The sequence below is a fragment of the Xenorhabdus sp. IM139775 genome, assembly GCF_028598745.1.
In the GTDB taxonomy this organism is placed as follows: Bacteria; Pseudomonadota; Gammaproteobacteria; order Enterobacterales; family Enterobacteriaceae; genus Xenorhabdus.
In genome coordinates this window covers 1-11,507 of the sequence record NZ_JAQRFK010000086.1, presented here as the reverse complement: position 1 = coordinate 11,507, position 11,507 = coordinate 1, and the positions used below count along the sequence as shown (strand labels likewise).

General features: G+C 46.4%; 9 protein-coding genes and 1 pseudogene. 5 read left to right on the top strand and 5 right to left on the bottom strand.

Going from position 1 to position 11,507, the window contains the following annotated elements; all coding sequences use genetic code 11:
• Positions 1 to 244: 244 nt before the first annotated feature.
• On the top strand, positions 245 to 1,273 hold the full coding sequence (gene dusA, locus PSI17_RS14635) for a tRNA dihydrouridine(20/20a) synthase DusA (protein ID WP_273552676.1): 1,029 nt from the start codon (positions 245 to 247) through the stop codon (positions 1,271 to 1,273).
• A gap of 14 nt (positions 1,274 to 1,287) precedes the next feature.
• Here the strand turns inward: dusA and PSI17_RS14630 are convergent, their stop codons facing one another.
• The gene (locus PSI17_RS14630) at positions 1,288 to 2,271 is read right to left on the bottom strand and encodes a quinone oxidoreductase (RefSeq protein ID WP_273552675.1); all 984 of its coding nucleotides are present in this window, start codon (positions 2,269 to 2,271) and stop codon (positions 1,288 to 1,290) included.
• Positions 2,272 to 2,453: 182 nt separating this feature from the next.
• Between PSI17_RS14630 and dnaB the strand changes: the two genes are divergently transcribed.
• The 3 genes from dnaB (at position 2,454) to PSI17_RS14615 (ending at position 6,230) form a co-directional block, all read left to right on the top strand.
• On the top strand, positions 2,454 to 3,863 hold the full coding sequence (dnaB, locus tag PSI17_RS14625) for a replicative DNA helicase (RefSeq protein ID WP_273552674.1): 1,410 nt from the start codon (positions 2,454 to 2,456) through the stop codon (positions 3,861 to 3,863).
• A gap of 26 nt (positions 3,864 to 3,889) precedes the next feature.
• The gene (gene alr, locus PSI17_RS14620; protein WP_273552673.1) at positions 3,890 to 4,969 is read left to right on the top strand and encodes an alanine racemase; all 1,080 of its coding nucleotides are present in this window, start codon (positions 3,890 to 3,892) and stop codon (positions 4,967 to 4,969) included.
• Between the two features lie 64 nt (positions 4,970 to 5,033).
• The gene (locus PSI17_RS14615) at positions 5,034 to 6,230 is read left to right on the top strand and encodes an amino acid aminotransferase (RefSeq protein WP_273552672.1); all 1,197 of its coding nucleotides are present in this window, start codon (positions 5,034 to 5,036) and stop codon (positions 6,228 to 6,230) included.
• Between the two features lie 107 nt (positions 6,231 to 6,337).
• On the opposite strand, the gene PSI17_RS14610 is transcribed toward PSI17_RS14615, so the two are convergent.
• From PSI17_RS14610 to uvrA, 3 genes are all read right to left on the bottom strand, one after another.
• Positions 6,338 to 6,904 carry a disulfide bond formation protein B gene (locus PSI17_RS14610; protein WP_273552671.1) on the bottom strand — a complete coding sequence of 189 codons (567 nt, stop codon included), beginning with the start codon at positions 6,902 to 6,904 and terminating at the stop codon, positions 6,338 to 6,340.
• A gap of 12 nt (positions 6,905 to 6,916) precedes the next feature.
• Positions 6,917 to 7,075 carry a DUF5993 family protein gene (locus PSI17_RS14605; RefSeq protein ID WP_273552670.1) on the bottom strand — a complete coding sequence of 53 codons (159 nt, stop codon included), beginning with the start codon at positions 7,073 to 7,075 and terminating at the stop codon, positions 6,917 to 6,919.
• Positions 7,076 to 7,331: 256 nt separating this feature from the next.
• Positions 7,332 to 10,163, bottom strand: coding sequence for an excinuclease ABC subunit UvrA (gene uvrA, locus PSI17_RS14600; protein WP_273552669.1), 2,832 nt, complete (start codon positions 10,161 to 10,163; stop codon positions 7,332 to 7,334).
• 250 nt (positions 10,164 to 10,413) lie between these two features.
• On the opposite strand from uvrA, the gene ssb1 reads away from it, so the two are divergent.
• On the top strand, positions 10,414 to 10,950 hold the full coding sequence (gene ssb1 / locus PSI17_RS14595; RefSeq protein ID WP_273552668.1) for a single-stranded DNA-binding protein SSB1: 537 nt from the start codon (positions 10,414 to 10,416) through the stop codon (positions 10,948 to 10,950).
• 242 nt (positions 10,951 to 11,192) lie between these two features.
• On the opposite strand, the pseudogene PSI17_RS14590 reads toward ssb1, so the two are convergent.
• Positions 11,193 to 11,408, bottom strand: a pseudogene (locus tag PSI17_RS14590) (helix-turn-helix domain-containing protein); the annotation flags it as partial.
• Between the last annotated feature and the right edge of the window lie 99 nt (positions 11,409 to 11,507).

Here is an 11,507-nt window from a genome sequence, read left to right as displayed (position 1 = left end):
ACCAATGAAAGTCTTTGCGTTTTATTTATGGAATTATTTTCTATACTGATAATATTCTTATTAAGTCATTTGAAAATGTTTGTTTATTGTTACAAACATGTAATCACGTCTGGCTCATTGTCTGAATGACACCGATTTTGTGCCTGAACATTCAGCTATGTTATACTGCGCCGCTCCATGTAATCCCTGATATCCTGAAACACCTTCTATCTGGTGTACTGAAAAAGCAAAAACAGACCCCAAAATGCACGAAAATAAAGAATTAAAAAATATCTCTGAAATCAACGGAAAAGCCCATAAATTCAAACCTTCCCGCTTCTCCGTTGCACCCATGCTCGACTGGACTGACCGCCATTGCCGTTACTTCCATCGCCTATTAAGCAAGGAAGCGTTGCTTTATACGGAAATGGTCACAACGGGCGCGATTATTCACGGTAAAGGGAATTATCTGGCTTATAACGAGCAAGAGCATCCGTTGGCACTGCAATTAGGGGGCAGTGATCCTCAGGCATTGGCGCAGTGTGCCAAGATCGCGCAGGAAAGGGGTTACGATGAAATCAATCTGAATGTCGGTTGTCCTTCTGATCGTGTGCAGAATGGGCGTTTTGGGGCTTGTCTGATGGGAGAAGCAGCGCTGGTAGCCGATTGTGTCAAGGCAATGCAAGATGTTGTGGATATCCCTGTTACCGTTAAAACCCGCATCGGAATTGATGAACAAGATAGTTACGAGTTTCTGTGTGATTTCATTGCTACCGTCGTGAAAGACAGTGATTGTGATAACTTTGTTATTCATGCGCGTAAAGCGTGGCTGTCTGGTTTAAGTCCAAAAGAAAATCGCGAAATTCCGCCTTTGGATTACCCACGAGTTTATCAATTAAAACAAGATTTCCCACAACTGACACTTTCAATTAATGGTGGCATTAAATCGTTGGAAGAAGCGAAGCAGCACTTGCAGTATGTCGATGGCGTAATGATTGGGCGGGAAGCCTATCAGAATCCATCTCTTCTGGCACATGTGGATCGTGAATTGTTTGACCAAACCGTTCCCGTGACCAATACGGTTGATGCGGTTAAGGTGCTTTATCCTTATATTGAACAAGAGTTGTCAAAAGGCACTTATTTAGGGCATATCACTCGCCATATTTTAGGCATTTTTCAGGGAATTCCGGGCGCACGTCAGTGGCGTCGTCATTTAAGTGAAAACGCCCACAAACCGGGCGCTGATATTAGGGTGATTGAAAAAGCGCTGGAAATGGTGACAGAGCGGATATAATCCGCTCAGGTGCTTTATGGGATCAATAAGCTTGAACCGTGAGTGGCGCGGCTTTCCAGTGTCTGGTGTGCTCTTACCGCTTCACTCAGGGGAAATTTCTGATCCTCTGGTACATCCACATTGATTTTGCCGCTGGCAATTAAATCAAATAGTGCCTTGCTGGCTTCTGCCAACTCTTCGCGGCTGGTGATATAGCCATTAATAGAAGGGCGGGTGAGAAACAGCGAACCTTTCTGATTGAGGATACCTAAATTTACCCCTGTAACCGGCCCCGAGGCGTTGCCGAAACTGACCATCAAACCTTGGCGTTTCAGGCAATCGAGTGAATCGAGCCATGTCTCCTTGCCGACAGAATCATAGACAACGCCGACTTTCTCCCCGCCAGTAAACGCTAAGACACGTTCCACAATATTCTCGCGACGATAGTTGATGGTTTGCCATGCTCCCGCTGCTCCGGCGAGCGCCGCTTTTTCGTCTGAACCCACAGTTCCAATCAACTTCGCCCCCAATGCTTTTGCCCACTGGCAGGCAATTAAACCAACGCCACCGGCAGCGGCATGGAACAGAATGGTTTCTTCCGCCTGTAGTTTATAGGTCAGATTGAACAGATAATAAACGGTTAAGCCTTTTAAAAATGACGCAGCCGCTTGTTCAAATGAGATCTCATCAGGCAACAAGGCTAATTTGCTTTCAGGGACGTTATGTATTTCACTGTAAGCACCTGAGGCAGACTGGGCATAAACCACACGATCACCGACTTTAATGGATGTCACTTTTGAGCCAACTTGAGTGACAACCCCAGCGGCTTCTGTTCCCAATCCGGTGGGCAGGCTGGCTGGTGGATATAATCCACTGCGTATGTAAGTATCAATATAATTAATGCCGATAGCTCTGTTTTCGACTTGTACTTCATCAGGCGCAGGGGCAGCAGGTGTAAATTCACAATATCGGAGTACTTCTGGGCCGCCTATAGCAGAAAATTCAATGTGTTTTGCCATGGTAACGCTCTCATTATGTTAAAAATATTGGGAACAACCTCGCATGTTTGCATTGCAATGACTGCAAATAGCGTCAATGTATCCGAAATCATTGCAGACTATATATATTTACTCAAGGTTGTTTTGATGACGTATACTGATGGACTATTTCGTTTTTTATTTAGTGAATTGATGCGGTATACATGGCTGGGAAAAAACCAACTAACAACAGTATGGCTGAACCAAAAGATCGCCAAGTGGAAGGGCTGAAACTTCCACCACACTCTTTGGAAGCAGAGCAATCCGTGTTAGGCGGTTTGATGCTGGATAATGAACGTTGGGATAATGTATCCGAGCGGGTGGTCAGTAATGATTTCTTCAGCCGTCCACACAGGCGTATTTTCGCTGAAATGCAGCGTTTGCTCGAAACGGGCAAGCCTATTGACCTGATCACATTATCGGAATCCCTTGAACAGAATGGTGAGCTCGATAATGTCGGCGGGTTCGCTTATCTGGCCGAATTGTCAAAAAATACCCCAAGTGCGGCGAATATCAACGCTTATGCTGATATTGTCCGTGAACGTGCCGTCGTAAGGGATATGATCGCGGTAGCAAATGAAATTGCGGATGCGGGGTACGATCCACAAGGGCGAACCAGCGAAGAACTGCTGGATTTGGCAGAGTCACGGGTATTCCAGATCGCAGAAAATCGGGCAAATAAAGATGAAGGCCCGAAAGGGATTGAACAGATCCTGGAAGAAACCGTTGAACGCATTGAGAAGCTCTATCAACAGCCACATGACGGCGTAACAGGGGTTTCTACCGGCTATCAAAATTTGGATAAGAAAACTGCGGGCTTGCAGAAATCAGATTTAATTATCGTGGCGGCGCGTCCTTCAATGGGTAAAACGACCTTTGCGATGAACCTGTGTGAAAATGCCGCGATGATGCAGGATAAACCTGTTCTGATTTTCAGCCTTGAGATGCCCGGCAATCAGATCATGACGCGTATGCTGGCGTCCCTGTCCCGTGTCGATCAAACACGTATTCGTACCGGTCAGCTTGATGATGAAGATTGGGCGCGCCTTTCCAGCACCATGGGAATTTTGCTGGAAAAACGCAATATGTATATTGATGACTCATCGGGTCTGACACCAACTGAAGTGCGTTCCCGGGCGCGGCGGGTTTTCCGCGAACATGGCGGGCTTAGCTTAATTATGATCGACTACCTGCAATTGATGCGGGTGCCTTCTATGTCTGACAACCGAACACTGGAAATTGCGGAAATCTCCCGCTCACTGAAAGCACTGGCAAAAGAGCTTCAAGTGCCGGTTGTTGCACTCTCCCAGCTTAACCGTAGTTTGGAGCAGCGGGCCGATAAACGTCCGGTTAACTCTGACTTGCGTGAATCAGGCTCTATCGAACAGGACGCCGACTTGATCATGTTTATCTATCGTGACGAGGTTTATCACGATAACAGTGAACTGAAAGGCGTGGCAGAAATCATCATTGGTAAACAGCGTAACGGCCCTATCGGTACAACAAGGCTGACGTTTAATGGTCAATTTTCACGTTTCGATAATTATGCTGGCCCAAGTTATAGCGACGAATAAACCTAAACATAAAAAAAGGGGATGAAATGAAAGCGGCCACTGCTGTTATCGACCGCCGCGCTCTGCGACACAATTTGCAACAGGTGAGAGCGCAAGCGCCTGACAGTAAACTGATTGTAGTTGTGAAAGCAAACGCTTATGGACATGGTTTATTAGAAACTGCGTACACCATGGAAGATGCTGATTGCTTCGGTGTCGCTCGCATTGGGGAAGCACTTGCCTTGCGCAGTGGCGGAATTGTCAAGCCCATCTTGCTGTTAGAAGGTTTTTTTGACGCAGCGGATCTCCCCGTTTTGGTCGTCAATCATATTGAAACCGTGGTGCACAGTATTGAGCAGCTTGAAGCCTTGGAACAGGCGGATTTGTCTCATCCAATTAAAGTGTGGATGAAACTCGATACCGGTATGCATCGTCTGGGGGTCAGGATCGATGAAGCAGACGCATTTTATCAACGTCTGAGCCGCTGTCGCAACGTTGGGCAACCCGTCAATATCATCAGCCATTTTAGCCGTGCAGATGAGCCGACAGTTGAAACGACGCAGCAACAAATTGAGCGTTTTATGGCCTTTATCGCAGATAAGGCTGGTGAAAAATCCATCTCTGCCTCAGGGGGGATTTTATTATGGCCGAAAGCGCATTTGGATTGGGTTCGTCCCGGTATCATGCTGTACGGGGCATCACCAATGGCAGATAACACGGCTGCTGACTTTAGTTTACGCCCTGCCATGACACTCAAATCCAGCTTAATCGCTGTCCGGCAACACAAAGCGGGTGAAGCCGTGGGATATGGCGGTACGTGGTGCAGTGAACGTGACACATGCCTTGGTGTTGTGGCGATGGGATACGGTGATGGTTATCCCCGCAGTGCCCCGGTCGGTACACCCACATTTATCAATGGCCGGGAAGTCCCACTTGTTGGCCGTGTTTCCATGGATATGATTACGGTGGATCTGGGGCCAGCCTGTCAGGATAAAGTGGGGGATGAAGTCATCCTTTGGGGGAATACCCTGGCGGTTGAAAAAATTGCTGAGTACTCAGGGATTAGCGCTTATGAATTGATGACGAAACTGACTTCACGTGTTGCAATGGAATATCTAGACGAATAATCCGGTAAGCTATATTGTCTATTATTGCCTCTTTTAATCATTCAATAGCAGGGAGTAAACGTTAATGTTCCAACATGTTGATGCGTATGCGGGTGATCCTATCCTATCGTTAATGGAAGAATTTAAAAACGATCCTCGCGCAGAAAAAATTAATCTAAGCATTGGGTTGTATTACGATGAGCAAGGAATAACGCCAAAATTGCAGGCTGTTGCCACGGCTGAAGAACAAATGAGAGCCTTGCTACAATCTGCTTCCCTTTACCTTCCAATGGAAGGATTGCTTGCTTATCGCACAGCGGTTCAGGAATTGCTGTTCGGCAAAGATCATCCATTATTAAATCAGCAGCGTATTGCCACGATCCAAACATTGGGCGGTTCAGGCGCACTGAAAGTCGGCGCTGATTTCTTACACCGTTATTTCCCTGATTCTGAAGTCTGGTGCAGTGATCCAACATGGGAAAACCATGCGGCTATTTTTGCCGGATCAGGCATTAAGGTGAATTATTACCCTTATTTTGATGATAAAACCAAAGGGGTAAAATTTGATGAAATGTTGGCAACATTCAAGCAACTGCCAGCAAAAAGCATTATCTTAATGCACCCTTGTTGTCATAATCCAACAGGTTCAGATCTCACGAATGGTCAATGGGATCAGGTGGTTCAGGTTGCCAAAGAGCGGGAGCTGATCCCATTCCTTGATATCGCTTATCAGGGATTTGCCGATGGCATGGAAGAAGATGCCTACGCGATCCGCGCAATGGCAAATGCGGGCTTGCCTTGTTTGGTCAGCAACTCATTCTCGAAAATTTTCTCGCTGTATGGTGAGCGTGTTGGTGGATTATCCATTATCTGTGATGATACAAAAGCGGCTGAACATGTCTTAGGGCAGTTGAAAGCCGGTGTCCGCCGTATTTACTCCAGCCCGCCAAATTTTGGTGCACAGCTTGTTGCCAGAGTATTGGCTAATCCTGAATTAAAAAATCAATGGCTGAGTGAAGTTGAACGGATGCGCTTGCGTATTCTGGAAATGCGGACAGTATTGGTCAATGCCCTGCAACAAGCCCTGCCAGAGAAAAACGTCGACCATTTATTAAAACAACGTGGCATGTTCAGTTATACCGGATTCAGTCAGGCACAAGTGGCTAGATTGCGTGAAGAATTTGGCGTCTATCTGGTCGGTTCTGGCCGAGTGTGCATGGCTGGCGTGAATCACCATAACGTACAGCGCATTGCCGAGGCGTTTACTGCGGTGAGTCAGTAATTTTTTAACACGTCTCTTTGATTTTAATATCAAACCATTCAATTGAAAAAACGGAAAGCGGCTGGAATTATGCCGCCTTCTGTTTGAATAATTTCAATATAAAAGGATTATTTCTTCAGTAACTGGTAAAACGTTGGGTTGTCATCACATTGTCCACTACCACATTCCAATATGGTAGAAACCAGATTGGCTGCAATCAAAAATGCGAACAAACTCATGGCAATTTTGCCCAATGCTGGTGGAGTATATCTTGCTGAATCCACATTACCTGCTTTCAGCGGCATGATAACTGCGATGGCAATAATAGTCAGAACAGAGACAATGGCAGCCCAAGTATAAAAATGCAGGCCGAAGAAAGTTGAACCATATCCTGTATCTCCCGGCATGATATGGAGGGAAACCTGACGCATGGCAACGAAACCCGTCACAATACAGCCAAGCAGTGAAAAGCTATAATGGGCATTTTTTATGCCAAAATAAATATTAAATAAAAAGCCAAAGCCAATCATGATAATGCCTGCCCGCTGTAATAAACATAATGGGCAGGGAAGTTCAAAACGTGCTAATTGATAATAAAACGCGACGATCAAAATCACACTAATACCGAACAGACCCAGAATATTCAAGGCCATTGCGAGGTTAATATTACGCGGTGCTGACAGTGTATTATTCATTACGGCCTCCGGTTAGAAAGAAAGATTTAAGGCATCAGTTGCATGATATTTAAACCAAAATACCGTGATGATGAATAAAGCAAACCAAAGCATATACGTCAGCTTTTTCTTGCCGGTAATGACAGTGACGATTATCACTAGCGCAATTAAGAACGGTAAAAACATATACATGTTTAATCTCCATTATAAATTTAAAGCATATGTTATGTCATTATGACATTAATGCTTAGGCAATGTGATTATTAATAATATTAGATCAACAATACATTGCTAATTTATTAAAGGTTGTTTCGTCCGAAATGATCGTAAAAGAAGGTATTTCTGCGCGTATGGAGATGAAATTGGACAACAATTCGCTAGAAAATGAATAAAAAACTCCCCATTTCGTGGGGAGGATTGTAGGTGATTTAGACAAGAAATTAATCAATTAAACTCGTTCAAGTATCGGCTTCAAGAAACGAGCAGTATGGGATTTCTCACATTGAGCCACTTCTTCTGGCGTTCCCGAAACCAGTATTTCACCGCCACCGCTGCCGCCTTCTGGACCAAGATCGACAATCCAGTCAGCCGTTTTGATCACATCCAGATTATGTTCAATGACGACAATGGTATTTCCTTGATCGCGCAATAGATGCAGAACGGACAGTAATTGCTGGATATCTGCAAAATGCAGGCCGGTTGTTGGCTCATCAAGAATATACAGGGTTTGCCCTGTACCCCGCTTGGATAATTCCCGCGCCAGTTTTACCCGTTGTGCTTCCCCGCCTGAAAGCGTCGTTGCAGATTGCCCCAGACGAATATAAGAGAGGCCAACATCGATCAACGTTTGCAGTTTGCGGGAGAGGGCGGGGATCGCATCGAAAAACTCCCGCGCCTCTTCGATGGTCATATTCAGCACTTCATTAATATTTTTACCCTTATATTTGATTTCCAGCGTCTCGCGGTTGTAACGCTTGCCTTTGCATTGATCACAAGGCACATAAACATCGGGCAAAAAGTGCATCTCAACTTTAATGACGCCATCGCCCTGACAGGCCTCACAGCGTCCGCCTTTAACATTGAAACTGAAACGCCCCGGTGTATAGCCACGGGTGCGGGATTCGGGAACGCCGGAGAATAACTCCCTTACAGGTGTGAATACACCGGTATAAGTGGCAGGGTTTGAGCGAGGCGTTCTGCCAATTGGACTTTGGTCGATATCGATGACTTTGTCAAAATGCTCAAGACCTTGGATATCGACATAGGGGGCAGGATTGATATTGGTTGCCCCGTTTAACTGGCGCTGTGCGATAGGGAACAAGGTATCGTTGATCAACGTTGATTTACCGGACCCGGAAACACCTGTGATACAAGTCAACAGGCCAACGGGCAATTTTAATGTTACCTTTTTCAGGTTATTGCCCTTTGCCCCAATCAATTTCAGTATCTTATCTGGATTGGCAGGCACACGTTGCTGTGGAATGGCAATTTTATGTTCGCCACTCAAGTATTTTCCGGTAAGGGATTTGGGACTCTCCATGATATCGGTAACCGTGCCTTCGGCAACAATCTCGCCGCCATGTACGCCTGCTCCCGGCCCGATATCAATAATATGATCAGCCGCCCGGATGGCATCTTCATCATGTTCGACGACGATAACGGTATTGCCCAAATTGCGCAGGTGCAACAATGTTTCCAGCAAACGTTCATTATCGCGTTGATGCAGACCAATAGAGGGTTCATCCAGCACATACATCACACCGACAAGACCCGCCCCGATCTGGCTCGCCAAACGGATACGCTGGGCTTCACCACCCGAAAGGGTTTCTGCCGAACGGGAGAGAGACAGATAATTTAATCCAACATTAACCAAGAATTTCAGGCGATCAAGGATCTCTTTTAGGACTTTTTCAGCAATTTTGGCGCGTTGTCCATTCAGTTTAATCTCTTGGAAAAACGCCATCGCATGGCCGATGCTAAAGTCCGAAATTTGCGGCAGCGTGGTATTTTCGATAAAGACAAAACGCGCTTCTTTACGCAACCGAGTCCCGTCGCAGGAAACGCAAGATCGATTACTGATATATTTTGCCAATTCTTCCCGTACTGCGGCGGATTCCGTCTCTTTATAGCGGCGTTCCATATTATGCAGAACCCCTTCAAACGCATGGTGACGTATAGTCACATCACCCCGGTCGTTGGTGTATTTAAACTCGATGGACTCGTTGCCTGAACCGTATAAAACGACTTTCCGAATGGCCGGGCTTAATTGATTAAACGGGACTTCGATATCAAATTTATAGTGTTCTGCCAGTGATCTCAGCATCTGGAAATAATAGAAATTACGGCGATCCCAACCACGGATCGCCCCTCCGGCAAGGGAAATACCTTCATTTTGGATAACACGATCGGGATCAAAGAATTGCTGAACACCCAAACCATCACAAGTTGGGCAAGCGCCTGCGGGGTTGTTGAAGGAAAACAGGCGGGGCTCCAGCTCACTCATGCTATAGCCACATATTGAGCAGGCAAAATTGGCGGAGAAAACCAACTCTTCGGCTTGTGTATCATCCATATTGGCAATGACGGCAGTGCCACCGGAGAGTTCTAACGCGGTTTCGAAGGATTCCGCCAATCGTTGGGCGAGGTCAGCCCGCACTTTGAAACGGTCGATAACGACTTCGATGGTGTGTTTTTTCTGTAATTCGAGTTTCGGTGGATCGGAAAGGTCACACACTTCACCATCAATACGGGCGCGGATATAACCTTGTGTAGCGAGATTATCCAACAGCTTGGTATGCTCGCCCTTGCGTTCTTTGACGACAGGAGCCAGCAGCATCAGGCGCTGGCCTTCTGGCAGTGCCAAGACATTATCCACCATCTGGCTGATCGTTTGTGCTGCCAGCGTGATATCGTGTTCAGGGCAGCGTGGTTCACCCACTCGCGCAAACAGCAGGCGCAGGTAATCGTGAATTTCAGTTATGGTTCCGACCGTAGAGCGAGGGTTATGGGAAGTCGACTTTTGCTCAATGGAAATCGCCGGGGATAGCCCCTCAATATGATCGACATCCGGTTTTTCCATCAGTGACAAAAACTGGCGGGCATAGGCAGAGAGTGATTCAACATAGCGACGTTGCCCTTCCGCATACAGGGTGTCGAAAGCCAAAGATGATTTACCAGAACCGGATAGCCCCGTAATAACTATCAGCTTGTCACGGGGAATAACTAAATTGATATTCTTGAGATTATGGGTGCGGGCGCCCCGAACTTCGATGTTATCCATATACCACTTCCCAGATTATTAATAGAGCAAAACTCGTAAACGTATTATTATTGCACAAACATGGCTGAATGGATATACAGTGTTTGATGGCGAATCATGCTGTAACCACGGCAATGTAAAGTACGATGCGCTTCGCAAAGTATAATATAACGGGTCTCTATATAAACTTACTCCTCGCATGCTAAACTACTTTGCTTATAATTAGAGAAATCCGTTTTTAGCAAAATTCATTTCATCAGGAGTATTTCCAATGGCCAGCAGAGGCGTAAACAAAGTTATTTTAGTGGGTAATTTGGGGCAGGACCCGGAAGTTCGCTATATGCCGAATGGCGGTGCCGTTGCCAACATTACTCTGGCAACGTCTGAGAGCTGGCGCGATAAGCAAACCGGTGAGATGAGAGAGAAAACCGAATGGCATCGTGTCGTGATTTTCGGCAAATTGGCAGAAGTCGCCGGTGAATATCTGCGCAAAGGTTCTCAGGTGTATATTGAAGGTGCTTTGCAGACTCGTAAATGGCAGGATCAGGGCGGGCAAGACCGTTACACCACCGAAGTTGTGGTCAACCCTATCGGCGGTTCCATGCAGATGTTGGGTGGCCGCGGTGGTGCGAGCCAAGATGCACCGGCACAAGGCGGTTGGGGACAACCACAGCAACCACAGCAATCACCGCAACCACAAGCCTCTCAGCAATTCAGCGGCGGCGGTGCGCCATCTCGTCCGGCACAATCTCCCGCGCCACAGAGTAATGAGCCACCAATGGATTTCGATGATGACATTCCGTTCTAAGTGCGCCATTTTTCTTTGTAAATCAAGTGATTATCTCAATGTATTGAGATAATCATAGGCTGTTGGAGTGCCTATTGCAAGCCTGACTTATCCTTACCCAGTAATGGGTTTGAACCCCGAAAGAGGGAGGGGAGTGTAGCATGTCAGGAAAAGGCTGGTTGCGGGGAAATAACCTACTTTGCGCCAGTCATTGCAAGTCCCATATGGTTAAGCCTGATTGGTTGAATCATAGTTCATAGTGGGTTTTCGGGGGTGAGTTTTTCCTCAGAGAAGTCATCTTTCAGATGGCGACTCATCGTGGTTTCGTGAATACGCAAGGCTTGGGCAATCATCTGAGCAGTCCAGCCCTTAGAAGCTAAAAGGACAGCTTTGATGCGATCACGCACCCATCCGTCACGAGTCGTATCATGCATCAATTCGAGGGCTTCTTGTTGGGAAGCGGTCAGATTAATTATCATGGGCGCAGTCATGACCTGATGTGAATAAAAAATCACGCATCTTCAATGACGACGGGGGTATATAAATTATATAAGGGTTTCCATTGGTTTATTCAATCA